Annotated in this window: 21 protein-coding genes; 7 read left to right on the top strand and 14 right to left on the bottom strand. The window is 66.3% G+C overall.

Features of this window, described 5'->3' with window-relative positions; translation table 11 throughout:
- Nucleotides 1-6: 6 nt before the first annotated feature.
- On the bottom strand, nucleotides 7-1,146 hold the full coding sequence (locus GWK63_RS03075) for a two-component system sensor histidine kinase NtrB (RefSeq protein ID WP_034929034.1): 1,140 nt from the start codon (nucleotides 1,144-1,146) through the stop codon (nucleotides 7-9).
- Nucleotides 1,143-2,204 carry a tRNA dihydrouridine synthase DusB gene (gene dusB / locus GWK63_RS03070; protein ID WP_007399047.1) on the bottom strand — a complete coding sequence of 354 codons (1,062 nt, stop codon included), beginning with the start codon at nucleotides 2,202-2,204 and terminating at the stop codon, nucleotides 1,143-1,145. Before dusB ends, GWK63_RS03075 begins: the two co-directional genes overlap by 4 nt.
- Nucleotides 2,205-2,435: 231 nt before the next feature.
- Here dusB and ispF point away from each other — a divergent pair, with 231 nt between their 5' ends.
- Entirely contained in the window at nucleotides 2,436-3,605 is a 1,170-nt protein-coding gene (ispF, locus tag GWK63_RS03065) for a 2-C-methyl-D-erythritol 2,4-cyclodiphosphate synthase (protein WP_039999323.1), read from the top strand.
- A gap of 147 nt (nucleotides 3,606-3,752) precedes the next feature.
- Here the strand turns inward: ispF and GWK63_RS03060 are convergent, their stop codons facing one another.
- The 7 genes from GWK63_RS03060 to fzlA all read right to left on the bottom strand — a co-directional run bounded on the left by GWK63_RS03060 (nucleotide 3,753) and on the right by fzlA (nucleotide 12,929).
- Nucleotides 3,753-4,517, bottom strand: coding sequence for an ATP12 family chaperone protein (locus GWK63_RS03060; protein WP_007399044.1), 765 nt, complete (start codon nucleotides 4,515-4,517; stop codon nucleotides 3,753-3,755).
- The gene (locus tag GWK63_RS03055) at nucleotides 4,514-7,000 is read right to left on the bottom strand and encodes an AsmA family protein (RefSeq protein ID WP_007399043.1); all 2,487 of its coding nucleotides are present in this window, start codon (nucleotides 6,998-7,000) and stop codon (nucleotides 4,514-4,516) included. The genes GWK63_RS03060 and GWK63_RS03055 overlap by 4 nt, the downstream gene beginning before the upstream one ends.
- 33 nt (nucleotides 7,001-7,033) lie before the next feature.
- Nucleotides 7,034-8,011 carry an RluA family pseudouridine synthase gene (locus GWK63_RS03050; protein WP_034929026.1) on the bottom strand — a complete coding sequence of 326 codons (978 nt, stop codon included), beginning with the start codon at nucleotides 8,009-8,011 and terminating at the stop codon, nucleotides 7,034-7,036.
- On the bottom strand, nucleotides 8,008-9,399 hold the full coding sequence (locus GWK63_RS03045) for a replication-associated recombination protein A (RefSeq protein ID WP_007399041.1): 1,392 nt from the start codon (nucleotides 9,397-9,399) through the stop codon (nucleotides 8,008-8,010). The genes GWK63_RS03050 and GWK63_RS03045 overlap by 4 nt, the downstream gene beginning before the upstream one ends.
- Nucleotides 9,400-9,647: 248 nt before the next feature.
- The gene (locus GWK63_RS03040; protein WP_112209879.1) at nucleotides 9,648-11,024 is read right to left on the bottom strand and encodes an MBOAT family O-acyltransferase; all 1,377 of its coding nucleotides are present in this window, start codon (nucleotides 11,022-11,024) and stop codon (nucleotides 9,648-9,650) included.
- Nucleotides 11,024-12,256, bottom strand: a complete 1,233-nt coding sequence (locus tag GWK63_RS03035; RefSeq protein WP_007399039.1) for a BaiN/RdsA family NAD(P)/FAD-dependent oxidoreductase — start codon at nucleotides 12,254-12,256, stop codon at nucleotides 11,024-11,026. Before GWK63_RS03035 ends, GWK63_RS03040 begins: the two co-directional genes overlap by 1 nt.
- A gap of 4 nt (nucleotides 12,257-12,260) precedes the next feature.
- Nucleotides 12,261-12,929 (bottom strand): FtsZ-binding protein FzlA, encoded by a 669-nt coding sequence (gene fzlA, locus GWK63_RS03030; RefSeq protein ID WP_007399038.1) that lies wholly within the window; start codon nucleotides 12,927-12,929, stop codon nucleotides 12,261-12,263.
- Between the two features lie 212 nt (nucleotides 12,930-13,141).
- On the opposite strand from fzlA, the gene minC reads away from it, so the two are divergent.
- The 3 genes from minC to minE all read left to right on the top strand — a co-directional run bounded on the left by minC (nucleotide 13,142) and on the right by minE (nucleotide 15,074).
- The gene (gene minC / locus GWK63_RS03025) at nucleotides 13,142-13,876 is read left to right on the top strand and encodes a septum site-determining protein MinC (RefSeq protein WP_007399037.1); all 735 of its coding nucleotides are present in this window, start codon (nucleotides 13,142-13,144) and stop codon (nucleotides 13,874-13,876) included.
- Nucleotides 13,877-13,986: 110 nt separating this feature from the next.
- Nucleotides 13,987-14,799 carry a septum site-determining protein MinD gene (gene minD, locus GWK63_RS03020; protein WP_007399036.1) on the top strand — a complete coding sequence of 271 codons (813 nt, stop codon included), beginning with the start codon at nucleotides 13,987-13,989 and terminating at the stop codon, nucleotides 14,797-14,799.
- Entirely contained in the window at nucleotides 14,799-15,074 is a 276-nt protein-coding gene (gene minE, locus GWK63_RS03015; protein WP_007399035.1) for a cell division topological specificity factor MinE, read from the top strand. Before minD ends, minE begins: the two co-directional genes overlap by 1 nt.
- A 23-nt stretch (nucleotides 15,075-15,097) precedes the next feature.
- Here minE and GWK63_RS03010 read toward each other — a convergent pair whose 3' ends face one another.
- Nucleotides 15,098-15,772: a GntR family transcriptional regulator gene (locus GWK63_RS03010; protein WP_166498125.1), complete on the bottom strand. Its 675-nt coding sequence runs from the start codon at nucleotides 15,770-15,772 to the stop codon at nucleotides 15,098-15,100.
- Between the two features lie 244 nt (nucleotides 15,773-16,016).
- On the opposite strand from GWK63_RS03010, the gene GWK63_RS03005 reads away from it, so the two are divergent.
- The gene (locus GWK63_RS03005) at nucleotides 16,017-16,580 is read left to right on the top strand and encodes a ferritin-like domain-containing protein (protein WP_007399032.1); all 564 of its coding nucleotides are present in this window, start codon (nucleotides 16,017-16,019) and stop codon (nucleotides 16,578-16,580) included.
- Nucleotides 16,581-16,721: 141 nt separating this feature from the next.
- Entirely contained in the window at nucleotides 16,722-18,170 is a 1,449-nt protein-coding gene (gene aldA, locus GWK63_RS03000) for an aldehyde dehydrogenase (RefSeq protein ID WP_007399031.1), read from the top strand.
- Between the two features lie 154 nt (nucleotides 18,171-18,324).
- Here aldA and coaA read toward each other — a convergent pair whose 3' ends face one another.
- On the bottom strand, nucleotides 18,325-19,305 hold the full coding sequence (gene coaA, locus GWK63_RS02995) for a type I pantothenate kinase (RefSeq protein ID WP_083824475.1): 981 nt from the start codon (nucleotides 19,303-19,305) through the stop codon (nucleotides 18,325-18,327).
- 298 nt (nucleotides 19,306-19,603) lie between these two features.
- Between coaA and GWK63_RS02990 the strand changes: the two genes are divergently transcribed.
- Complete coding sequence (locus tag GWK63_RS02990; protein WP_034929010.1) at nucleotides 19,604-20,926, top strand: glycerate kinase type-2 family protein; 1,323 nt, start codon at nucleotides 19,604-19,606, stop codon at nucleotides 20,924-20,926.
- Here GWK63_RS02990 and GWK63_RS02985 read toward each other — a convergent pair.
- The 3 genes from GWK63_RS02985 to GWK63_RS02975 all read right to left on the bottom strand — a co-directional run bounded on the left by GWK63_RS02985 (nucleotide 20,923) and on the right by GWK63_RS02975 (nucleotide 24,063).
- Nucleotides 20,923-21,378 carry a hypothetical protein gene (locus tag GWK63_RS02985; protein WP_223846625.1) on the bottom strand — a complete coding sequence of 152 codons (456 nt, stop codon included), beginning with the start codon at nucleotides 21,376-21,378 and terminating at the stop codon, nucleotides 20,923-20,925. The genes GWK63_RS02990 and GWK63_RS02985 overlap by 4 nt on opposite strands.
- A gap of 37 nt (nucleotides 21,379-21,415) precedes the next feature.
- Entirely contained in the window at nucleotides 21,416-22,462 is a 1,047-nt protein-coding gene (gene recA / locus GWK63_RS02980) for a recombinase RecA (RefSeq protein WP_007399025.1), read from the bottom strand.
- A gap of 179 nt (nucleotides 22,463-22,641) precedes the next feature.
- Complete coding sequence (locus tag GWK63_RS02975; RefSeq protein ID WP_034929007.1) at nucleotides 22,642-24,063, bottom strand: gamma-glutamyltransferase; 1,422 nt, start codon at nucleotides 24,061-24,063, stop codon at nucleotides 22,642-22,644.
- Nucleotides 24,064-24,262 lie beyond the last annotated feature (199 nt).

The raw sequence follows: 24,262 nt of genomic DNA, 5'->3' as shown, positions 1-24,262 counted from the left end.
GGGGCCTTACGGCGCGCCCCGTTCTTCAGTAACAACAGGCAGGTGCAGCAGGACCTCGGTCCGGCCGGGCCGGCTTTCCACCTCGATCACGCCGCCATGGTCTCCCACGATCTTGCCCGCCAGCGCCAGCCCCAGCCCGCTGCCGGTGGCCTTGGTGGTCAGGAACGGCTCGAACAGGTGGGGGCGGATGTTCTCGGGGATGCCCGGCCCGTTGTCCCGCACCGAAACCAGCAGCGGCAATTGCACGCGCTGGCCCCCGCCGGTGGAAACCCATATGCCGGGGCGGTAGCTTGTGGTGAGCGTGATCTGGGCGGGTTCGCCCCCTTCGGGGTGGGTGTCCAGCGCTTCGGCGGCGTTCTTGACCAGGTTGAGCAGGACCTGCACCAGCTGGTCGCGGTTGCCCCATACCGGCGGAAGCGAAGGGTCGTATATTTCCTCAAAGCGGATATCGGCGGCAAACCCCTGCTGGGCCAGCCTGCGGACATGCTCCAGCACGCGGTGGATGTTCACCGGCCTGCGCTCGATCGGGCGGTCGCTGAACATGTCCATCCGGTCCACCAGGTCGCGGATGCGGTTGACCTCGTCCTGGATCAGCACCGCAAGCTCGCGGTCGGATTCCCCCACCGATGTTTCCAGAAGCTGCGCCGCCCCCCGTATGCCCGAAAGCGGGTTCTTGACCTCATGCGCCAGGATGGCCGCCATGCCTGCCACGCTGCGGGCCGCGGAACGGAAGGTCAGCTGGCGGTCCAGCACGCGCACGGCCGAGAAATCATGGAACGTCAGCACGACCGAACCGGGTTCCTCCATCACCGGCGCGCCCTGCACCGTCACCCCCTCGTGGCGCAGGCGCGGGCTTTCCAGCATCACCTCATGCTCGACTACGGTATGGTCCTGCGCGCGCACCTGTTCCATGAGCATGAAGAGCGGGCTGTCACCGGGCAGGATATCGGTCAGGCGCATCTGCACCAGATGCGCGCGCGACATGCCAAAAAACGGTTCCGCCGCACTGTTCACATAACCGATGGCGTTATCCGCCCGCACGACCATGACCGGCAGCGGCAGCGAATCGAGCACGACACGGCCATTGCCCGTTATGCTGGCGGGCGTACAGGGCGGGTGGCCGGAAGGGGACGGGCCTGCGTTCATGCCGCCCGTGCGGCGGTCCTTTCCGCCTCCACGGTGGAGGGGCGTGGCCCGCGCACATTGCCCGCCGCGATCTGGCGGTCATAGAATTCATGGATCATGCCGATGGCGGCCTCCACCGTATCGACCCGGTTCACGGCGGCGCGGAAACCGGCCGAATCCGGCAGGCCGGCGGAGTACCACGAGACATGCTTGCGCGCGAGCCGCAGGCCGGGATGGGCGCCAAAATGGTCGATCATCATGCCGTAATGCTCCAGCACGATGGCCTTTTCCGCCGCAAGGCCGGGTTCCGCCACGGCCACGCCATCCATCAGCGCGCGCGCCACCTGCGCCAGGAACCACGGGCGGCCATAGCAGCCGCGCCCGATCATGACCCCCCGCGCGCCCGAGCGCTCAAGTGCCACGCGGGCGTCCTCCACCGTCAGGATATCGCCATTGACGATGACGGGCAGGTCCACCGCATCCACCACCTTGCGCACGAAATACCAGTCCGCCGTGCCGTTATAGAACTGCTGGCGGGTGCGGCCATGCACCGTCACCATGCGGATGCCCGATTCCTGTGCAATACGGGCCAGACGGGGGGCATTGAGGTGCTCGTGGTCCCAGCCCATGCGCATCTTCAGCGTGACCGGCACGTCAACGGCACGGACCACGCCTTCCAGCAGGCGGGCGGCCTGTACCTCGTCACGCATCAGCGCGGAACCGGCAAGCTGGCCCACCGCCACCTTCTTGACCGGGCAGCCGAAATTGATGTCGATGATGTCCGCCCCGCGATCGACCGCGATGCGGGCGGCCTGGCCCATCGCATCGGGGTCACAGCCCGCAAGCTGGACGGAATTGGGGCCGTCATCCGCCACTTCGGCCATGCGCAGCGTGGTCTGGTTCTCACGCACCATGGCCCATGACGCAATCATTTCCGAAACCACCAGCCCCGCGCCCAGCCTGCGCGCCAGCCTGCGGAACGGCAGGTCCGTCACCCCGGCCATGGGCGCAAGGATGACAGGCGCGCGCAGCACGACCCCGTTCCCCAGGTCGATAGGCGACAGCAGTTGAGACGACATGGACCCCGCTTCCCCGCCGGCGGCCCGACCGCGCGCGCGGCGCGCGGGGTCATGCCGGCTCCTGATACTTCTATGCCAATAATGCTTATGATTTAGGCAGAATACCCCCTCATGCCGCCGCGTGCAATCAGGTTCGGTGCATTGGGGCAACATTTTACCACACAGGTGTATGCCATCCGCCACACGCAGAATGCTTGACGCGGCGGCCACATGGCCGCATTGCTCCGCATCATGCGTGTTGCAGCCATTCTTCTCGCCGCGGGCCAGGGCAGCCGGTACAGCGCCCAGACCGCGACCCCCGTCGCCAAGCAGTATGTCACGCTGGGCGGACGGCCCGTCATCCGCCACGCGGCGGATGCCCTTGCCCCCCATGTGGGCATCATCCAGCCGGTGGGCGACCCTGACCTGCTGGCCCCTGCGCTGGGCGGCTTCACGCCGCCGGGCTGCACGGTCCTGCCGGTCGTGCCCGGGGGCGAGACGCGCCAGGCCAGCGTGCGCGCGGGGCTGGACGCCCTTGACCGCCTGCCCGAAGGCAGCCGCCCCGAACTGGTGCTGATCCACGATGGCGCGCGCCCCTATGTGCCGGGCAGCGTGACGCGGGGCGTGATCGAGGCACTGGGCCAGCACCCGGGCGTCATTCCCGCCGTGCCGGTGGCCGACACCATCAAGCGGGCGAAGGACGGCATCATTACCGATACCGTGCCCCGCACCGACCTGTTCCGCGCCCAGACGCCACAGGGCTTCCGCTTTGCCCTGCTGCGCGACCTGCACCGCGCGGCCGCGGCCGCCGATGCCACCGATGACGCCGCCCTGCTGGAGCAGGCGGGCCACCACGTTGCCATCGTTCCCGGTTCGGAAGACAACATCAAACTGACCTACAAGGAGGATCTGGTGCGCCTGGAACGCCTGATCGGCCCGACCCTGCTGCCGCGCACCGGCACGGGCTACGACGTGCATGCCTTTGCCGAGAACCGGCCCCTGATCATGTGTGGCATCAACGTGCCCCACACGCGCGGCCTGGCCGGCCATTCGGATGCGGATGTGGGCATCCATGCGCTGTGCGACGCCATTTATGGCGCGCTGGCCGAAGGCGACATCGGCCGCCACTTCCCGCCCAGCCAGAATGAATGGAAGGATGCCGATAGCGCGCGCTTCCTGATCCATGCGGGCGAGCGCATCCGCCAGCGCGGCGGCATGCTGGTCAATGCCGATGTGACGCTGATCTGCGAGCGCCCCAAGATCGGCCCGCATTCCGAAGCGATGCGCGCGCGCCTGGCCGAACTGCTCAGGGTTGATGTGGACCGCATCTCGGTCAAGGCCACCACGTCCGAGCGCCTTGGCTTTACCGGGCGCGAGGAAGGCATTGCCTGCCTGGCCAGCGCCACGGTTCTGGTGCCCTGAGCGCCACAGAAAACGGCCCGGTATGAGACCGGGCCGTTTTTTGTTGTGCAGACTGAAAGAAGTTTCCGGGCGCTGCCTTTTTTCAAAAAGACAGCGTTCTCTGAAGCTTTTTGAAAAAAGCTTCACCAAAAACTTCTGTTCAGTTTATCAGTCTGCCGCGTGGCACAATTGCAGGAAGCGGGCGGCATCCGCCACTTCCGCTGCCAGCACCTCAAGCGCTGCCACCTGTCTGGCGTCACGGCCCCATATGTCCATCTGGGTGCGTTCATCCACCGTGGCAATTTCCGCGGCCTTTGCCGCCGACAGCGCGCCCGTTACCACCGCAAGCCCCAGCACGATGCTTTTCACGGCGGGCACCATCACACCCAGCGCCGCAAGCGTCGCGTTGTCCTGTGCGTCCACAATGGCGCGCCAGGCCGCATGCACACCCGCTGGCTGCACAAGCGGCATGACACCCGTGGTCACCGCCATGTCAATGCCATGGCGCGCACGCAGCCATGCAAGCTGCGGGTCCCACTGCTCATGCTGGCGGGTGCGGAGCTGGGCGGGATAATCGGCGCGGTAGCACAGCAGTTCCCCATCCACATATTGCAAAAGTGCCGTCACCTGCGCTGCCGGGTCAGGGGCCACACGCTCGATCATGGTGCCGGCAATGCGGGTCATGGACAGGTCGTCAGGAGTGAAATTCCCGCCCTTTTCCCCACCAGCCCGTGCCCATTCCGCTGCAATGGCATCGGCCAGCGCTGCGGAGTGCACCACCAGCGCCGTACCGCCGGGCAGGCGGATGCCCCGGCCATCCAGTTCCACGCCAAAACCGCCCCCTGCCACGGGGGTAACACGGGCCTGCGTCCAGAAGCGTTTGCGCTGGCCGGGAATCTGGGCCGCAGGGGGCCGCACGCCGTCCTTCATCATTTCAGGATTCCCAGACCCTTGAGCAGGTTGCCCACCTTCTTCACGTCAGGTGAAGCCTTGGCCTTTTCCACCAGTTTGTTGACATCCGCGTTCTTGGCGCTGTCCGCAGCCGGAGCCGCAGCGGCAGGCTGGGGACCGGCCTGCCCCTCACGCGCGGCCTTGAGGGCTGCCGGGCACGGATCGGCCACGGCAGTGCTGCCCGAGCCACCCAGCAGCAGCCCGATGGCATACCGCCCGTCCGACCCCGCATCCATCTTGGGGCGGGGTGCCGCCAGCGTGCCCCCCACGCGCAGCGGCACGCTGGCCCCCGTGCCACTGATCATGACCTGCGGCACAAGGTGCAGGTCCAGCGCCTGCGAGACCATGCCCACGCTGCCATGCCCGGTCACGGTCAGCGCGCTGGTCTGCATGCCGATGGTATCCACGTTGGCCTGCCCCCCCGCCATGGACATGTGAATGCCAAAGCAGCGCAGCGGAATGGGGCCGGAACCCAGCGTGCCACGCGCCGCATCGCCCAGCATTTCACCCAGCGCACTGCCACTGATCGTGCCGTTGACCATGGACACGCCCATATGCCCGGTCATGCCGTTACGCAGTTCCGTGCGCGTCGTGCCCTGCGTATGGACCGTGCCGACAACCTGCAGCGCGCCCTGCACCAGACCGGACAGGCCGGCCCTGCTTTCCACCCACGCGGCAGGCAGCACCAGCGTGCCGATCGTGCCCGAAACGGTGGGCACGCTGGCCGATGCATCCACCACGAACTGGCCCGACACGCTGCGCCCGGTGCCCTGCGCCTGTAGCGGGTCAACCACAAGCCTGCCCCCACGCAGGCTGATATGGGTCAGGGCGTTGTGATACTCATCGCCCTCGAATTCCATCTGGTCAGCGCTCAGGCGCAGATCCGCATCCAGCTTGCGCAGCCGGTCGAAGGGCAGCGTGTCGTCATTGCCGCCGGCCTGCGGGGCGGTCACGCCTTTCGCATCGGCCCTGGCGGTGGTGGTGGCGCCCATCAGGGCATCAGCATTCAGCCAGCCTGCATCCAGCGCGCCACTGACCAGCGGCACGCCACCGCTCCCCCCATGCATGGACAGGTCCAGCGCGCCCTTGAGCGAGACCTGCGTGCTCTTGACCATGATGTCCGAAAGCTGGAAATGCGCGCCATTATCCTCGCTGACCAGATGGGTGGAAGCCGCAAGGTGGTCGATCACCCCGCCACCGGGCAGCGTCAGCGTCCCGGCGGAGGCATCCACGTTCACCACCGCATGGCCGCCCCCCAGCGTGCCCGCCACCCGCAGCGAACCCGCATCGCCCGACAGGTCAAGCGAGAGCGGCAGCGGGTCGGCCAGACGGGAAGTCACGGCGGCATCCACCTGCTGGAGCGACCCCAGCGTGCCGGACAGTTTCAGCCCCTGTCCCTGCCACTGGCCCTGGCTGCGGATGCTCACCGCATCCTTCGGCCCCGGCGCATCGATCGAAAGTCCCTGCAAGGTCAGCCCCGACAGGTACGGCCCAGCATCCACCGCCCCAGTATCAAGATGCAGCATGTTCAGAAGCGGCGTGCTGCCCGCGCTGCCCGCCGCACTGCCATCCACCACATTCGCCCTGAACGACAGGCGGCGCACATCGGGCAGGCTACGGCCCGGCAGCAGCGACTCGACAGCTTTCAGGCTGGCCACATTGCCATCCAGCGTGACGTTGTAGCCCTTCATGTGGTCCGGGTCGGCAATGGTGCCATCCACCGCAAGCTGCCCCGCCGGCTGCCCACCGGACTGGAAGGCCGCCTTCAGCGCCACCGGCCAGCCAGAACGCGCGGTAGAGGCAAGGTTGATCGCCCCCGTATGGCCCGAAAGCGTAAAGCTGCCGCCGCCGCCATGCCCCGCCACATCAAGCTGCGGCTGCGCCCCGTCCACACCGGACAGGTTGATATGGTCCAGCACCACCTTGCCCCTGCTGCCGGACAAGCGATCATCCCAGTCCAGGTCGGCATTGCTCACGCGCACGCTGCCCACCTGCACCTTCCACTCGGATGCCGCCTGCGTGGCCGCCGCATCCGGCCTTGCGGTCGCCTGCGCGCCGGTGGGGGAAAGGCGCCAGTTGGCCTCCCCCGCTTCCGTGCGCTCAAGGTGCAGGACCGGGTGGGTCAGGCGCACATCTTCCAGTCGCAGTTCATGATGCAGCAGCCCCATGATGCCAATGCTGGCCTGTAGCTGTTCTGCCGTCAGCATGTCCGAATAGGCGCCACCCGCCATGTCCGACAGCCCCACGTCGCGCACGGACAGCGACGGAGCGGGCAGGATATGAATATCCAGCGCGCCCAGCCGCACCTGGCGGCCGGTCTGTTTCTCGATCGCGGCAATGACCCTGGTGCGCAGGCTGTCCGGGTCGAGCATGGAGCGGACCGCAAGCCCGCCCGCACCCGCCACGACCACCAGTGCGGCGACGGAACCCAGGAGTATCCGTCGTGCATTTCCGTTCTGTGCCATTTCAGTTCCTGTCCTGTAGCATGGGGCCGGGTCCTAGGCGCGGCGGGGCGGCCTGGCTGCGGGTGTATCGAATCCGATCTGCCGGAAGGTCTCGCGCATGTGGGGCGGCAGGTCGGCCTCCACCACCAGCGTGCCGCCTGCGGGGTGCGGCAGTTCCAGCCTGCGCGCATGCAGGTGCAGCCTGTCGGCAAAGCCCGCGACATGGGCCACGTCGCCCCCGTATTTCGGGTCGCCCAGTATGGGGTTGCCCAGTGCCTCGCAATGCACGCGCAGCTGGTGGGTGCGCCCGGTCAGGGGCGAGAGGGCAAGCCATGACATCTTGCGCGCCGCCGCATCCAGCACCTCGTATTCCGACAGCGCATGCACCGCATCCGCATCACCCCGCTCGGCCACCACGCTGATTGCACCGGCACCGGCGCCCAGCCTGGTCAGCGGCTGGTCAATAATGCCCGTGGCCGGGCTGGGACGCCCCACCACCACGGCCCAGTACACCTTGTGCACGTCGCGCCCACGGAAAGCCGCCGCAAGCTTTGCCGCAACGCCGGGCGTGCGGGCAACCAGCAGCAGGCCCGACGTATCGCGGTCGATCCGGTGGACAAGGCGCGGGCGCGGGTCATCGGGGCTGTCACGCAGGCCATCGAGCAGCGCGTCGATATGGTGCGTAATACCCGGGCCGCCCTGCACCGCAATGCCCGCGGGCTTGTTGAGCACGATCACATGGTCATCGCGGTAGATGACCATCTGATTGATCTCGCGCACCTGCCGCGCGTCCAGCGGCTTGACCGCCAGTGGCGGGGGGCGGCTGGCATTGGGAATGGGCGGCACGCGCACCGCCTGCCCCGGCTCCAGCCGGGTGGCGGCGGTGGCGCGCCTGCCATCCACGCGCACCTGTCCCGTGCGGCACAGCTTCTGCAGCGCGCCCTGGGTCAGGTGGGGGTAATGCCTGCGGAACCAGCGGTCGAGGCGGATATCGGCTTCGTCATCGCTGACGGTAAGGGTCACAACACTCATGACCCACGGCTTTCGCGCACTCTGTTCCAACTGTCCAGCCGTCGCGCCACTTCGCGTTCATATCCCCGGTCGGTCGGCTGGTAGAGTTTGGGGCGGCGCATGCCGTCGGGGAAGTAGTTCTGGCCCGATATGCCGCCCTCCGCATCATGGTCGTATTCATAGCCCCTGCCGTAGCCGATATCCTTCATGAGCGTGGTGGGCGCGTTGAGGATATGGGCGGGCGGCATCAGGCTGCCGGTGGCGCGCGCCGCCCTGCGGGCCATGTTGTAGCCCTTGTACACCGCGTTGGATTTGGGGGCCGTGGCCAGGTGCACCACAAGCTGGGCCAGCGCCAGTTCGCCCTCGGGCGAGCCCAGGCGCTCGAACGTCTCCCACGCCGCGACCGCAAGCGGCAGGGCGTGCGGGTCGGCCATGCCCACGTCCTCGGCGGCGAAGCGGGTCAGCCTGCGGGCGATGTAGCGCGGGTCCTCGCCACCTTCCAGCATGCGGGCAAACCAGTACAGCGCCGCATCGGGGTCGGAACCGCGCATGGATTTATGCAGCGCGGAGATCAGGTTGTAATGTTCCTCGCGGTCCTTGTCATACAGGGCCGCGCGGCGGGCGAGCAGGGTGGACAGGGCGGCAGGGTCCAGCGGCGCCTTCTGCGGTGGCAGGGCAAGAAGCTGCTCGACCATGTTGAGCAGGTAGCGCCCGTCGCCATCGGCCATGGCACGCAGGGTGGCGCGGGCTTCGGGTGTCAGTGGCAGGGCGGTGCCAGTGGTCTCTTCCGCACGTTCCAGCAGTTTTTCCATGGCTGCATCATCCAGCCGGTGCAGCACCAGTACCTGGCAGCGTGAAAGCAGCGCGCTGTTGAGCGCGAAGGACGGGTTTTCGGTCGTGGCGCCGACCAGCACCACGGTGCCATCCTCCACCACCGGCAGGAAGCCGTCCTGCTGGGCGCGGTTGAAGCGGTGGATTTCATCCACGAACAGTAACGTGCCGCCGCCCTGCGCGCTGGTGCGCCGTGCATCCTCGAACGCGCGCTTGAGATCGGCCACACCGGAGAACACGGCGGAAAGCTGGACAAAACGCAGTCCCGCCGCATCGGCCAGCAGGCGCGCAATCGTGGTCTTGCCGACACCGGGTCCGCCCCACAGGATCAGGCTGGCCAATGAGCCACGCGCCAGCATCTGCCGCAGGCTACCCTGCGGCCCGAGCAGGTGATCCTGTCCCACCACGTCATCCAGCGTGGCCGGGCGCAGGCGGTCGGCCAGCGGCTGGGTGCGCGCGGGGGCCGCACGCGGGGCAGCGGGATAGGGCACCGGCCCCCGGCCCGCATGCGGCTGGGGGGGCGACGCGCCAAACAGGTCCGCCGGGCCATCATCCATGCTGTCGCGCCTGCCTGCCATGTGCTCCTGCCTGTGCCATATCGTACTGTTAGTTGGGATGCATCACATCCCAATACCAGCCCTGCGGGTACAATACACGCCGTAACGCCGCTGCATGCCTGAAGACTGTCTGTAAAACGGCCCGCAAATGATAATGGGGTTTGTGGTGAAATCTTTTCCAAAAAGCTTCAGAGGACGCCGCCTTTTTGAAGAAAGGCGGCACCCAGAAACTTTTGCATTCTTATCAGTCCGTTATCTGGAACAGGTTCTTAAAACTGGAAGTAGATGAACGGCTCCGGCGGTCGCCCGCCCATCAGGAACACCAGCAGCACGAAGGCAAGGCCCGCCCCCACCGCCAGCCATGGCGTGGGGCGCACCCGCTCCAGGACCGCCTGCTGGGATGCAGGCCCCACCAGCGCCACCACGCCCGCCAGAACCAGCACCAGCGGGTGTTTCAGTGTCATGCCGCCCATGCCCTGCGTCCCTGCCATCGCCCCCAGCATCCTCCCTGCCGCGGGCAGGCTGTCGGCGCGGAACACGACCCATGTCAGCAGCACGAAAAGCAGGGTCAGCACATGGCTGGCCAAACGGCCGATGCGCAGGCCCGCCCGGTCCCACGCATGAACCACCGCCAGTGCCGCGCCATGCAGCAGCCCCCAGAGCAGAAACGTCCATCCCGCCCCATGCCACAGCCCCGCAAGCCCCATGGTCACCAGCACATTGCAGGCCTGCCGCGCGGGCGCGCAGCGGTTGCCGCCCAGCGGGATATAGACGTAATCGCGCAGGAAGCGTGACAGCGTCATGTGCCACCGCCGCCAGAAATCGCGCACCGACACCGCACGGTAGGGGGCATTGAAATTGAACGGCAGGCGGATGCCCATCATCAGCGCCATGCCGATGGCCATGTCCGAATAACCGGAAAAATCGAAATAGAACTGCAGCATGTAGGCTACCGCCGCCAGCCACGCGGCACCCAGCCCCGGCGCATGGCCGCCCGCGGCCGCGGCAAAGACCGGCGTGCATACACTGCCCAGCGTATCCGCCAGCCCCACCTTCTTGGCCAGCCCCACCAGCACCAGCAGCCCCCCCTGCCCCAGATTGGCCCACATCCGCCCGTTGCGCGGGCTGGCGTCGAACTGCGGGATCAGTTCGTTGTGCCGCACGATGGGACCGGCCACGAGCTGGGGGAAGAAGGTCACGAATTCCACAAAATCCGCCAGCCGGTAGACACGCGCCTGCCCGCGCCCCAGATCAACCAGATAGGAAATTTTCTGGAACACGAAAAACGACAGCCCGAGCGGCAGGATGACCGGCCACGGCGCATGCACCCGCCCCATTGCCAGACAGACAGCCCCCACCAGCCAGTCCGCGTATTTGAAGCCGAACAGCACCAGCAGGTTGGCCCCCACGCCGGCCCACAGCCAGCCCCGCCGCCGCGTGCGCCCCCAGGCCATGGCCACCATCTGGTTGAAGCCGGTCAGCCCCAGCAGGAAGGGCAGGAAGCGCCAGTCCCACAATCCGTAAAACAGAAGGGATGCGCCGATAACCACGGCCTGCCGGGCGCGCCTGCTGTCCGCCACGGCATAATACAGCCCCACCACCAGCGGCAGGAACACAAGAAGAAAAGACTGGGAGGCAAACAGCATCAGCCGCTACGTTCCGCCACCGCCTGTCCCGCCGCATATCCGCTGGCCCATGCCCACTGGAAATTGTAGCCACCCAGCCAGCCGGTCACATCCACCGCTTCCCCCACCATGAACAGGCCCGGCACATCGCGTGCCTCCATATCGCGCGAGGAAAGGCAGTCCGTATCCACGCCGCCGCGCGTCACCTCCGCCTTCACATAGCCTTCGGTGCCGTGGGGGTTGAGCCGCCAGGCGGACAGCACGCGCGCCACATTGGCCAGAACCGCGTCCGGCATGCCCGCCAGCTGCCCTTCGGGCAGGTGGGCGGCCGCAAAGAACTGCGCCAGCCGCTGGGGCAGCAGCATGGACAGCATGGCAACGCCACCCGCGCGCGGGCGGTCGCGCTTGATTTCCAGCAGGCGGGCCGCCGCGTCCACGCCGGGCAGCAGGTCGATCTCAACCGGCTGCCCCGGCTGCCAGTACGATGAAGCCTGCAGGATGACCGGACCCGACAGGCCACGATGGGTAAAGACCATGCCATCACGGAACGTGACCTGCCGCGCCTGCCGTCCCGCCCCGGCCTGGCAGGTAATGCCCACCGTGGCGGACAGCCCGGCCAGCGGTTCCATCCATTCACGGTCCTGCGCGCCAAAGACCAGCGGCACCAGGGCCGGAGCGGGAGCGACCACGCGCAGCCCGAAGCGGCGCGCCAGGTCATGGGCGATTCCCGTAGCCCCCAGTCTGGGAATGGACAGCCCGCCCGTGGCCACGATCAGGCTGGGGGCCAGGAACACGCCATGGTCCGTCTCGACCCGGTACTGCCCCGCCGCATCCCGCGCCACGTCGATGATGCGGTGCGACAGGCGCAGGGTGACCTGCCCGCTTGCGCATTCCCGCAGCAGCATGTCCACGATGTCGCGCGCCGAACGGTCACAGAACAGCTGGCCCGCCGCCTTCTCGTGCCAGGGAATGCGATGACGCTGGACAAGGGCCACGAAATCAGCCGGGGTAAAGCGTGCCAGCGCCGATTTGGCAAAATGCGGGTTGGCGGAAATGAACTGCCCCGCCCCCGCATCCATGTTGGTAAAATTGCACCGCCCCCCACCGGAGATGAGGATCTTGCGCCCGGCATGCTGCGCGTGGTCCACCACCACCACGCGCGCGCCCCCCTGCCCCGCCGTTGCCGCCGCCATGAGGCCCGCGGCCCCCGCGCCCAGCACGATGGCATCAAAACCGGCGGCCTGCGCTGTCATGGCGCTAGAAATCCAGGTCCGCGTAATGGGCGGGCGGGTTGAAGCCGGTCATGCGGTCCTGCAGCAGGGAGCGGAAGCAGGGCCGGCTTTTCACCCGCGCGTACCAGTCCTTGGCCGCCGGCGCGCGCGACCAGTCCACATCATCAAGGAAATCAAGACAGGACAGGTGTGCCGCGGCGGCAAAATCCGCCATGGACAGCATGTTGCCCGCCAGCCACTGCCGGGTTTCCGCCAGCCAGTCGATATAGGAGAGATGGGGCCGGATATTGCCATAGGCCGCGCGCAGGGCCGCCCCGTCGGGATTGCCGCGCCCTGAAATCCGTTTCATCACCTTTTCATTGAGTAGCCTGCACGAGACCTCATGACCGAATTTCTCGTCAAACCAGACCACAAGCCGGCGCACCTCCACCCGTTCGGCCAGCGTGCGGCCCAGTAGCGGCGTGTCGGGATAGGCTTCCTCCAGATACTCGCAGATCACCCACGAATCGGGTATGCACAGGCCATTCTCTTCCTGCAGCATGGGCACCGTACCTGCGGGGTTGCGGTCAAGATATTCGGGGCGGCGTTCCCATACACGCTCGGTCTTGAGCTCGAACGGCAGCCGTTTTTCACCCAGCACCAGGCGGACCTTGCGGGAATAGGGAGAAAGGGGAAGATGGTACAGGATGCGCATGTTTCCGCTTTATTCCATTGCCCCGCCTTTCGCCAAGCCCATACTGCGTTCCATGCGTGCCCCCCATGCAAAAAACATGCTTAAAAAATACAAGAATAGGGTGCCCTGCCGCCGCGCAATATCCTATAAGGAGGGAATCTTCCCTCCACGGTTCCGGCGTGGCACGATAGGTGGAAACACCATGCCCACTTACCACACAGGACAGGATCACGTTGCCAGACGAACTGCGCCCCACACCGAAAATCCGTGCACGCGGCCGGTCGTTCCTTGCGCTTGTACTCTCGCCCGAACCCCCGCTGGCGGACTGGCTGGCCGGGCTTGATGCGCAGATCGCGCGCTCAAGCACGTTTTTCGCCGGCAAGCCGGTCATCCTGGACCTTTCCCTGCTGGCGCCCGACACCGTGGGGCTGGCGGAACTCTATCCCGCGCTGTGCGCGCGCGGCATCCGCATCATTGGCATAGAAGGCGGCAACCCGAACTGGGCCGCCTGCGCACGGTGGGACTGGCCTGCGGGCTTTCTGGGTGGCCGCGCATCCGGCGCGGTGGACATACCCGATGATGCCGCCCCCCCACGGGTGGAGGTACCCCGCGCCTCCTCCCTGATCATCGAGCAGCCGATCCGATCGGGTCAGGTGATCATGAACCCCGAGGGGGACATCATCATCCTGGGGTCCGTGGGATCGGGGGCGGAAATCACGGCGGGCGGGTCGATCCATGTCTACGGTCCGCTGCGGGGGCGCGCGATCGCGGGCATGAACGGGCAGCCCGACGCACGCATCTTCACCCATTCCATGCAGGCGGAACTCCTCGCCATCGACGGCTATTACATCACCGCCGATGAAATCGACCCCCGCTATGTCGAACAGCCCGCGCAGATCGTTCTTACAAATGACACACTTGTCGTGCAGCCGCTTGTCGCCCCTGCATTTACCAGGCGGAAAGCCTGATACGCTAGCCCTCTCCCCGTCGCGCCGCGCGCGCGCCAACCTCCACCAACCGTATCCATCAGGTCATGAACAAGAAAACACCCCCCAAAAGCGGACAAGGAACTACCCCCATGGCAAAAGTGCTGGTTGTCACATCTGGCAAGGGCGGCGTTGGCAAGACAACCTCCACCGCGGCCCTGGGCGTGGCGCTGGCGCAGACCGGGCAGAACGTGGTGGTGGTCGACTTTGATGTCGGCCTGCGCAACCTTGACCTTGTCATGGGCGCCGAACGGCGGGTCGTGTTCGACCTGATCAACGTGATCCAGGGCGAGGCCAAGCTGGCGCAGGCCCTGATACGGGACAAGCGGATCGAGACACTGTCCATCCTGCCCGCATCGCAGACACGCGACAAGGACGCCCTGACCGCCGAGGGCGTGGCCCGCGTGATGCAGGAACTGCGTGAAAAGTTCGACTGGGTGATCTGTGACAGCCCGGCGGGGATCGAACGTGGCGCGCAGCTGGCCATGTACCATGCCGACCACGCCATCGTGGTGACCAATCCCGAAGTGTCCTCGGTGCGCGACAGTGACCGCATCATCGGCATGCTTGACAGCACGACCGAAAAGGCGAAAGGGGGCGGCAAGATCGAAAAGCACCTGCTGCTGACCCGCTACGACCCCGCCCGCGCCGCGCGGGGCGAGATGCTGCGGATAGAGGACGTGCTGGAAATCCTGTCGATCCCGCTGCTGGGCATCATTCCCGAAAGCGAGGAAGTGCTCCGCGCCTCCAACCTTGGCGCTCCGGTTACCCTGAGCAGCCCCGACAGCCCGCCCGCCCGTGCCTATGCCGAGGCCGCACGCAGGCTGGAGGGCGAGAAGCTGGAAATTACCGTACCAACAGAGCGCAAGGGCCTGCTGGCCCGCCTGTTCAAGGGGAAAAGCTGATGAGCTTGTTTGGCTCCTTTTTCGGGCGCGGCACGAAAACATCCGCGCCCGTGGCGCGTGACCGCCTGCAGATCCTGCTGGCGCATGAACGCACGGGCAAGGGGGATGAATCGGACCTGCTCAACAAACTGCATACCGAGATCCTGGAAGTGATCAAACGGCATATCCCCGTTGATCAGGACAAGGTGCAGGTCAAGCTGGACCGGGGCAACTCCGTCTCGATGCTGGAAATCGACATCGAGGTGCCGCAAATCAAGTCCCCGTCCTACCGCTAGGCACGGACCGCCCCGCCAGCCGGTCAGGACAGGCGGGGTTCGATCCAGCGGCGGGCATGTTCGAAATCACGCGTGACGGCGGCCTGCGCTGCGGCCACGTCGCGCTGGCGCAGGGCCGCGATCAGGTCCTCATGCGGGTGGGTGCGGCCTTCATGCGCGCTCTGGACCATGGGGCGCGACAGCGCGTAAAGCGGCCCGATACGCATCCACAGGTTGCGCAGGATGGTGGCCGTAAGCGGCAGTTCGGCAATGGTGGCGACCGTTGTATGGAAATCCGCGTTGAAGGCGGCCATTCCCCCGTCATCACGCAGGCGCGACGCATCCATGAACTGATGCTGGAGAATGACCAGCGCCTCGATGCCATGTTCGGTCACGCGCTGGGCGGCGGCGGCGGCCAGACGCATTTCCAGGTCCACGCGCAGGTCATGGATCTCGGCAAAGCTGCGCTGGGTCATGGCGGGTACTACCGCGGTATTGCGGTCATTGAGTTCCAGCGCATGCTCGGACACCAGGCGCAGCAGGGCTTCACGCACCGGGGTCGGGCTTAACCCCAGTTCCGCCGCGAGCGGCCGCAGGACCAGCCGCTCACCCGAACGGTAGCGGCTGCGGATCAGTCCGCAGCGTACATGTTCGTAGGCTTCCTCGCTCAGGGCGCGGCGTGGAAGCTTTTCAGACTGGCCTGATGTGAATGCTACCATGCCGTTCAATCATCCTTAATGCAAATAGGTCTTATTAATACGGATCAATAATGATCTGACCGTGAATGGCAACGCCTGAAAAAGCAGAAAAAGCCATTTTGGCCGTATTTCTCCTGTTCCAGGGCTGTTTTGTCCCGCCAGCCACCGTTCTGGGGAACCGGCCCCCGGCCCACCCGTTACCCCGGCAATGATCCGCGACAGGCCGGCGCCCTGTCGCCCGCCCGGAACCGACAAGGAACCCATCATGGCCGACGCTGGCGAGAACACCTTCCTGACCGATGTACAGACCCTGCGTGAACGTGCGAAGAAGGCAATCGAAAAAGGCGCGCTGACCCCTGCCTATCAGGGTGATGTCAAGACCGCCATCGACCTGCTGCAGACGGTCGTGGCGACCGAACTCGTCTGCGTCCTACGCTACACGATGCATTCCATTTCCGTCGAGGGCATTACCAGCGAAAGCGTGAGGGCCGAATTCGCCACCCATGCCAAGGAAGAGCGCGCCCACATGATGTGGGCGGCCGAGCGCATCGACCAGCTGGGCGGCGTGCCCAACCTCTCCCCCGAGGGGCTGGCCACGCGGGCCGCCAGTGAATACGGAACGGGCGGCAACCTGATCGAGATGGTGCGCCAGAACCTGGTGGCCGAACGGCTGGTGATCGAACATTACCGCGAACTGATCCGCTACTTCGCCGACCACGACCCCACCACGCGCATCATGCTGGAAAAGATCCTGGCGGAAGAGGAAGAACACGCGACCGACATGCATGACCTTCTTGTCGCGCATGAGGGGCGTCCCTTCCTGTCCTGATCCGCGCGCCCCGCGCTTTTTTCTCCTGCACCTCCTGTCGCGCGCTCCCCGCCCCTGTGTGGCGGGGGCGGGGCGCATCTGCACGCGCACTGTCCCGCGCGGCACGAACACCCCATCCAATCCAACGGAGACCCCTCATCAATGACTGAGCCGAAAACCTATGACCTGTTCATCGGTGGTGAATGGACCAGAGCCGATAATACCGACCACGATACCATCAGGAACCCCGCAACCGGCGAAGTCCTGGCCAGGGTGGCCATAGCGGGGGAAACCGACGTGACCCGCGCCCTGCGCACGGCGCAGGATGCCTTTCCTGCCTGGAGCAGGCTGGTGGCGACCGAGCGGGCGGATTACCTGTACCGCCTGATCGAACTGATCCGGCGGGATACGGAAAAGCTGGCCCGCATCATCACCTCCGAAAACGGCAAGCCGCTGAAGGAAGCCCGGGTGGAGGTCAATTTTGCCATCCAGCTCATCCGCTTCGCCGCCGAGAACGTCCGCAGGCTGGAAGGCAACATCATTCCCGGCAGCCGACCGGGGGAGAAAATCCTGATCGAGAAGATCCCCCACGGCGTGGTGGCCGGAATCTCGGCATGGAACTTCCCGCTCGCGCTGACCGCACGCAAGCTTGGCCCGGCGGTGGCGGCGGGCAATACCTTTGTCATCAAGCCGCATGAACTCACGCCGCTGGCCACCCTTGCGCTGGCGGAACTGACGGTTGAGGCCGGTTTCCCGCCCGGTGTGTTCAACGTGGTGACAGGCGGTGGGGCCACGGTGGGCAACGCGCTGGTGGTCAGCCCCATCACCAGGCTCATCACCATGACGGGCAGCACGCCAGCGGGGCGCAGGATCATGGCCGCCGCATCCGAAGGGCTGAAGGAAGTCCGGCTGGAACTGGGTGGCAAGGCGCCGTTCATTGTCATGGAGGACGCCGATCTCGAGGCGGCAGCAAACGCCGCCGTGGCCGCGCGCTTCATGAACTGCGGCCAGGTCTGCACCGCCAACGAACGCACCTATGTGCACACCGCCGTGTATGATGCTTTCCTGAAGCGCCTGCGTGAAAAGGTGGCGGCACTGAAAACCGGCAACCCGCTGGATGACACCACCGACATGGGCCCCAAGATCAGTGCCGATGAGCTGGAAAAGGTGGACGGCATGGTCCGCCACGCGGTCGAACAGGGGGCGAAGGTTGAACTGGGCGGCAAGCGCCTGACGGGCGGTGCGTATGACAGGGGCAATTTCTATGCCCCCACGCTGCTGACCGATGTGAATGGCGCTATGGATATTGCGCGCAACGAGGTGTTCGGCCCCGTGCTGTCGCTGATCCGTGTGCGGGACTTTGATGATGCCATCACGCAGGCCAACGATTCCCGCTATGGCCTGTCCGCCTACATGTTCACACAGAACCTGAAATACATCATGCGGATGACCAGCGAACTCAACTTTGGCGAAATCTACGTCAACCGCGAAGGGGGCGAGGCGGCACAGGGTTTCCACCACGGTTATGGTGACAGCGGCATCGGCGGCGAGGACGGGCAGTACGGCCTTGAAGCCTATGTCGATACCAAGACCATCTACCTGAACGCATGAGGCAACGGGCCGCTGTACCCGCCACAGCGGCCCGGAGCAATCCGGGCCGCTTTTTTCATGCCTGTCGTTCCCCCACGCGACCGCCCCGCATCAGGCCGGTCATTCAAGACGCCCCGAAGGGCGACACCCGGAAACGCCTGTCTCCGGAGCAATTTCAGATCTGGCGCATCCATACCGTATCGATCGCATGGCTCGGGCTTTTGTGCATGATCACGCGCGCACGCTCCCGCGTGGGCAGGATGTTCTGCTGCAGGTTGGGCAGGTTGATGCGCCGCCAGATGTCACGCGCCCTGTGCTCGGCTTCGCCGGGCGAAAGATCGGCATAGTGATGGAAATAGGAATTCGGCTTGCGGAAGGCCGTCTGCTGCAGCAGCAGGAAGCGCCTGACATACCAGTCCTCGATCACCTGCGTATCGGCATCGAGATAGATCGAGAAGTCAAAGAAATCGGATGCCATGAACGGCTGTTCCGATACGGTCTGCAGCACGTTCAGCCCCTCGAAGATCAGGATGTCGGGCTGGTCGATCACCTGGTAGCGGCCGGGCACGATATCATAGGCTTCATGCGAATACACCGGCACCTTCAGGTTGCGCTCTCCCGCCTTGAGCGCGCCAAGGAAGGTGATCATCTGCCGCAGGTCGTAGCTTTCGGGGAAGCCCTTGCGATGCATGAGCCGGCGCGCTTCCAGTTCCCGCGTGGAATGCAGGAAGCCGTCGGTCGTGACCAGCGCCACATTGGGATGGTCCGGCCAGCGCGACAGCACCGCCTGCAGCAGGCGCGCGAACGTGCTCTTGCCCACGCCCACGCTGCCCGCGATCCCGATCACGAAAGGCAGCGTGACCGCGGGCGCGCCCATGAAGGCGCTCTTGACCATGTTGTTCAGGCCACGGGTGGCCATGACATGCAGGTTGAGCAGGCGCGACAGCGGCAGGTAGATCTCGCTTATGTCCTCCAGCGAGACCGGCTCGTTACGTCCACGCAGCGATGCAATGTCCGCCTCCCCCAGCGACTGCGGCACGTTCGCGCGCAACGCCGCCCATTCGGGGCGGGGAAAGATCATGTAAGGCTGCACCATGCCGGGGGAAGGATGCGTGGAGATGACGGGACGCGCCGCGTCCAGCACACAGTTCTCCATGCCCTTGTTCCTTTCTGCTGTGGCACCCGCGAACGAAGCACGGACCATCTGGCGCGTATCACCATCCCCCATGCCAATCCAGACCGGTCCCGCCCAATTTAGCGTGTACGGCGGCCACAGGTCGCCCCGTTGCCCGTATCCTGACACAGACGTGACAATTGTGACACAACTGCCGCCCCGTGCATGAATGGTATGGAAGGCCGGTGGCCACCGGCCTGCATCGCGCGGGGGCGCCACGCGTTGCACCCCGCACCGGCCCCATGGCCACCCGCCCCCGAAACAGGACCCGCATACCCAGATGAACGACCAGCACCCCCCTTCCCCCGCCCCCGTCCGGGGCCTGACCACGACGGGCTGGACGGATGGACGCGCCCGCGCGGTGCTGCGCCGCATTCTGGACGCGGCCATCCACAGCGCCATGCCGGACAGGGTTCTGGCCCGGTACCTGCCACCGCCGCCGAAGGGGAAATGCGTGGTGGTGGGGGCGGGCAAGGCCGCCGCGTCCATGGCGGCGGCGCTGGAACAGGCATGGCCCGACGTGGCGCTTTCGGGCTGCGTGGTCACGCGTGATGGTCATGGCACCGGCACGCGGCGCATCCGCGTCATGGAAGCCAGCCACCCCATGCCCGACAGCCGGAGCGTGGACGCAGGCCGCGCCATGCTGGCGGCCGTTGCCGGGCTGGGGCCGGATGACCTGGTCATCGCCCTGATCTCGGGCGGGGGATCGGCGCTGCTGGAATGCCCCCGCGCGGGCCTGACACTGGGGGATATCCGCACCCTCAACCATGCCCTGCTCCATAGTGGCGCCAGCATACGCGAGATGAACGTGGTGCGCCGCCACCTGTCGGCCATAAAGGGCGGCGGGCTTGCCGCGGCAGCCGCCCCGGCCCGCGTGGTCACGCTGGCGATCAGCGATGTGCCGGGCGATGACCCGCTCACGATTGCCAGCGGCCCCACCGTGGCCGACCCCACCACGGCCGCCGAGGCCCTGTCGATCCTGCATCATTACGACATGACAGTGCCCGATGCGGTGGAAACGGTGCTGATGCAGCCCCCAACCGACCGCATGCTGTCACCACGCAACCGCTATACCCTTGTTTCCACCCCGCTCATGGCGCTGCAGGCGGCGGCGGCCACCGCGCGCGACTGCGGACTGACGCCCCTGGTGCTGGGGGACGCGCTGGAAGGCGAAAGCCGGGACGCGGGCACGTTCATGGCCGGGATTGCCCTGTCCGCCCGCCTGCATGGCCTGCCGGTGGGGGCACCCGCCGTGCTGCTGTCCGGTGGCGAGACCACGGTCACGATCAACCCCGCCGGTCCCCCTCCGGGCCGGGGTGGACGCAATACCGAGTTCCTGCTGTCGATGGCCCTGACGGTGCAGGGCAATGAAGGCATATGGGCCATTGCCGCCGATAGCGACGGCATTGACGGCACGGAGGACGCGGCGGGCGCCATCATCACCCCCACCACCCTGACACGCGCCCGCGCGCTGGGCTGCGACCCGCGTGCCTGCCTGCGCGCGCATGACAGCTACAGCCTGTTCCGCACAACAGGGGATCTGGTCATGACCGGCCCCACCCTGACCAACGTAAACGACATAAGGGCGGTGCTGGTGCTCTAGTTGGACTGGCCGGGCTTGCGACCGTAGCTGACCTGCGTGTCCGGCACGACGAAGTGCTTGCCGTCATCACTGTCGGACGGCGCATCGTCATCGCCTGCCTGATTGGGGTCGTAACCCGAGGAGATCATCTGCATCGCCGCCGCATCGGGCGGGGTATGATAGGGTTCCGTAGCCGCGTCATCCGCCGGGTCGGGCGGCTTTGGCAGGTGACGGGACAGCGGGCGCAGCGCATCGCTTGCGTGGGGAACATGATGGCCACCGCTCCGGTGACCCAGCGGGCGGGGGGCCTCATCCACGTCAGCGGGGTCGTTGTTGTCGTCCTGCCCGGCACTACAGGCCGCAAGGCAGGCCAGCAATCCAACCATTGCAAGACGCGGTTTCATCCCGGCAGCCCCTTCCCCCTTCTTGCACCCTGCCCCGCCCACACGGCTCTGGCCTGCCGGGCGGGGCATCCCTGTCAGCCTGCCTTAACCGGGCAGGACGGGGGGATCAAGCCTCGCCGCCCTCATCGTCGGGACCAACCAGCATGGCTTCGGCCACCACACCGGCCTGCTCACGCACGCGGCGTTCGATATCGGCCGCCATTTCGGGGTGGTCGCGCAGGAACTGCTTGGCATTCTCGCGCCCCTGCCCGATGCGCTGGCTGTCGCACGAGAACCAGGCCCCCGACTTCTCCACAATGCCGGCCTTGACCCCCAGGTCGATCAGTTCGCCGACCTTGCTGATCCCTTCGCCATACATGATGTCGAATTCGACCTGGCGGAAGGGCGGCGCCATCTTGTTCTTGACCACCTTCACGCGCGTCTGGTTGCCCGTGACCTCGTCCTTGTCCTTGATCGAGCCGATGCGGCGGATATCCATGCGCACGGAGGCATAGAATTTCAGCGCGTTGCCGCCGGTCGTCGTCTCGGGGCTGCCGAACATCACACCGATCTTGAGCCGGATCTGGTTCAGGAAGATCAGCATGGTGTTGGAACGCGAGACGGAACCCGTCAGCTTGCGCAGCGCCTGGCTCATCAGCCGCGCATGCAGGCCCACATGGCTGTCACCCATGTCGCCCTCAAGCTCCGCACGCGGCACAAGTGCCGCAACACTGTCCACCACCAGCACGTCGATCGCACCCGAGCGGACCAGCGTATCGGCAATTTCCAGCGCCTGTTCACCGGCGTCGGGCTGGCTGATCAGCAGGTTGTCCACGTCCACGCCCAGCTTGCGCGCATAACCGGGGTCCAGCGCGTGCTCCGCATCGATGAAGGCGCAGGTGCCACCCTTGCGCTGGGCCTCGGCAATGGCGTGCAGCGCCATGGTGGTCTTGCCCGAGCTTTCCGGGCCATAGATCTCGACAATGCGGCCGCGCGGCAGGCCGCCGATGCCCAGGGCGATATCAAGCCCGAGGGAGCCGGTGGAAATCACATCGACCTGCTCGCTGGGCCGCTCGCCCATGCGCATGATCGATCCCTTGCCGAACGCGCGCTCGATCTGGCTCAATGCCCCTTCCAGGGCCTTGCTTTTATCGATACCCGGAGCCTGTGCCATTACGTGCCTATCCTGGTGCTTGAGGAGATGAAACCGAAAGCGGGCCTCCCGCCCGCCACCACCTGCGCCGGGCAGGCGGTACGTCCTGCACTGCAATATGGAACAAAACAGGACCATTTACAATGGTCCCACCCTGCCCCACACCGTGAATAATGCCGTACCGGCGCAAAAACGCCAGACTAGCGCGGCCCCATGGCCAGCCCCGCGCCACGCGGGTCGGTCGCGGCAACGCAGGTCGCGCCATCGCCCGGCAGCCCGCGCGGGCAGGATATGGCATTCACGCGCCCCTGTGCCGTGACGGGATGCGCGTCGGGTGCCTGACCGGCCAGGATATTGCGCATGGTAACGCCCACGGCGGCGGCGGCATCATTCTGCCCCGACCCCGCCGCCACGGCCCGGAATGCCCGGCCCTGACTGGCGATGGCCGCCGTATACAGCGGCTGTGGCAGGCGGGCGGGGGAGGCCCCCAGCACAATGCCGGTATTGCCCGCCATGCGCCCCGTGCCGAACAGGTTGTCCATGCTCAGGCTGCACGCCACGGCCATGCCGGCATGGTCCACCACCGTAAAGGATGTGGAGGCCGGGAGCGCGGGCAGGCCGCCCCCCGCCCCGCCACCGGCATTGACGAAGGCCTGCGCCCGCGCCAGCACGCTGTCCGCCGTGCCCCCCGTGGCATTGCCGTTCTGCGCGCGCCAGGCGGCAATGGCGGCCTGCGCACGGGTTGCGGCATCAGATGAGGCCGCGCTGCGGAAGGTAACGGCACTTCCCAGCCCGCCATCGGCGGGTGGCGGCAGGAAGGCGACCCGCGTCTCGCCATTTTCCACGACAAGGGGCTTCTGCTCCGACGGAACGGCCGCGCGCAGGTCCGCCACCTGCAACCCGCCGCCTGCCGCCTGGCTGCCCGCGACAAAGGACTGGGCCAGGGCGCCATTGTACAGATCACCCACCCCCATGCTGCGGATCTGGTCCAGCGCGCCGGACAGGTGCGTCTGCACCAGCGCATCGCCTTCGGCCAGCGCCTTGCCATCCGAACGGCTGAAGATGGCGCGTATGCCCGCATCGGCCAGCAGCGGCACCTGCACGGCCGCAAGGTCGCCCGCAAGCTGGCGGCTGACGTTGATGCCGTTGGAAGCCAGCGTGATCGCGCCGGGCAGCAGTTCGGAAAAGGCGACCGACCCGTATTGCAGATGCATGAGATACAGCCCGCGCGCCATCATCGGGACGGCTGCCGGACGGTCGGCGCGCGGCATGCCCGTGGCCGCCACCGTGCCCGCGACAGGCAGGAACATGAACGCCCGGCCGCCATTCTGGTCACCCGGCCTGTAGGCCAGGCAGGCCCCGCCCGCGCCAAGCGAGGCGCGCGAGGGCAGCGTGACCGAAAGTGCCATGCCCATGGCCGTCGCCGCATCCGCGGCATTGCCGCCACGCTGGAGAATGTCGCGGCCCACCAGTGTCGCCTGCGGCTCATCAGCCGAGACCGTGCCGATCAGCGCCCCGGGTGAAGGACCGAACATGTGCGACACGATCTTCACGGGGGAATACTTGTTGAGGGAACACCCCGTAACCGAAATGGCCAGCACCGCCGAGACTGCATGACGCATGTACCGGCGGGCGACAGGTGTTATCGAATGCTCAGGCACGCAACGCTTCTCCAATGGCAGGTCGGCTTGAATTCATTGAACGGCTCGTACCACGGCCACGCGATCGCCGCAGACCCGTTACGACTTAGCGGCCTTGGGGGCCATGGGCAACAGGCATGCCAGCCACCATGACCCATTCCTTTCCCGTGCCCGATCCTTT

This window comes from Komagataeibacter rhaeticus (assembly GCF_011611525.1).
In the GTDB taxonomy this organism is placed as follows: domain Bacteria; phylum Pseudomonadota; class Alphaproteobacteria; order Acetobacterales; family Acetobacteraceae; genus Komagataeibacter; species Komagataeibacter rhaeticus.
The sequence above is the reverse complement of the archived record's forward strand: the minus strand, read 5'-3'. Positions and strand labels throughout refer to the sequence as shown.

Excerpts from the sequence above, each read along its gene's own strand:
- coaA (WP_083824475.1), bottom strand. The coding sequence starts at position 19,305 with ATGGAGAACTGTGTGCTGGACGCGGCGCGTCCCGTCATCTCCACGCAT.
- GWK63_RS03045 (WP_007399041.1), bottom strand. The coding sequence starts at position 9,399 with ATGGCAGGCAGGCGCGACAGCATGGATGATGGCCCGGCGGACCTGTTT.
- GWK63_RS03010 (WP_166498125.1), bottom strand. The coding sequence starts at position 15,772 with ATGGTAGCATTCACATCAGGCCAGTCTGAAAAGCTTCCACGCCGCGCC.
- recA (WP_007399025.1), bottom strand. The coding sequence starts at position 22,462 with ATGGCACAGGCTCCGGGTATCGATAAAAGCAAGGCCCTGGAAGGGGCA.
- GWK63_RS03005 (WP_007399032.1), top strand. The coding sequence starts at position 16,017 with ATGGCCGACGCTGGCGAGAACACCTTCCTGACCGATGTACAGACCCTG.
- dusB (WP_007399047.1), bottom strand. The coding sequence starts at position 2,204 with ATGTCGTCTCAACTGCTGTCGCCTATCGACCTGGGGAACGGGGTCGTG.
- aldA (WP_007399031.1), top strand. The coding sequence starts at position 16,722 with ATGACTGAGCCGAAAACCTATGACCTGTTCATCGGTGGTGAATGGACC.
- GWK63_RS03075 (WP_034929034.1), bottom strand. The coding sequence starts at position 1,146 with ATGAACGCAGGCCCGTCCCCTTCCGGCCACCCGCCCTGTACGCCCGCC.
- GWK63_RS03040 (WP_112209879.1), bottom strand. The coding sequence starts at position 11,024 with ATGCTGTTTGCCTCCCAGTCTTTTCTTCTTGTGTTCCTGCCGCTGGTG.
- GWK63_RS03060 (WP_007399044.1), bottom strand. The coding sequence starts at position 4,517 with ATGATGAAGGACGGCGTGCGGCCCCCTGCGGCCCAGATTCCCGGCCAG.
- GWK63_RS02990 (WP_034929010.1), top strand. The coding sequence starts at position 19,604 with ATGAACGACCAGCACCCCCCTTCCCCCGCCCCCGTCCGGGGCCTGACC.
- GWK63_RS02975 (WP_034929007.1), bottom strand. The coding sequence starts at position 24,063 with ATGCGTCATGCAGTCTCGGCGGTGCTGGCCATTTCGGTTACGGGGTGT.
- minE (WP_007399035.1), top strand. The coding sequence starts at position 14,799 with ATGAGCTTGTTTGGCTCCTTTTTCGGGCGCGGCACGAAAACATCCGCG.
- ispF (WP_039999323.1), top strand. The coding sequence starts at position 2,436 with ATGCGTGTTGCAGCCATTCTTCTCGCCGCGGGCCAGGGCAGCCGGTAC.
- GWK63_RS03050 (WP_034929026.1), bottom strand. The coding sequence starts at position 8,011 with ATGAGTGTTGTGACCCTTACCGTCAGCGATGACGAAGCCGATATCCGC.
- fzlA (WP_007399038.1), bottom strand. The coding sequence starts at position 12,929 with ATGCGCATCCTGTACCATCTTCCCCTTTCTCCCTATTCCCGCAAGGTC.
- GWK63_RS03035 (WP_007399039.1), bottom strand. The coding sequence starts at position 12,256 with ATGACAGCGCAGGCCGCCGGTTTTGATGCCATCGTGCTGGGCGCGGGG.
- GWK63_RS02985 (WP_223846625.1), bottom strand. The coding sequence starts at position 21,378 with ATGCCCCGCCCGGCAGGCCAGAGCCGTGTGGGCGGGGCAGGGTGCAAG.
- GWK63_RS03055 (WP_007399043.1), bottom strand. The coding sequence starts at position 7,000 with ATGGCACAGAACGGAAATGCACGACGGATACTCCTGGGTTCCGTCGCC.
- minD (WP_007399036.1), top strand. The coding sequence starts at position 13,987 with ATGGCAAAAGTGCTGGTTGTCACATCTGGCAAGGGCGGCGTTGGCAAG.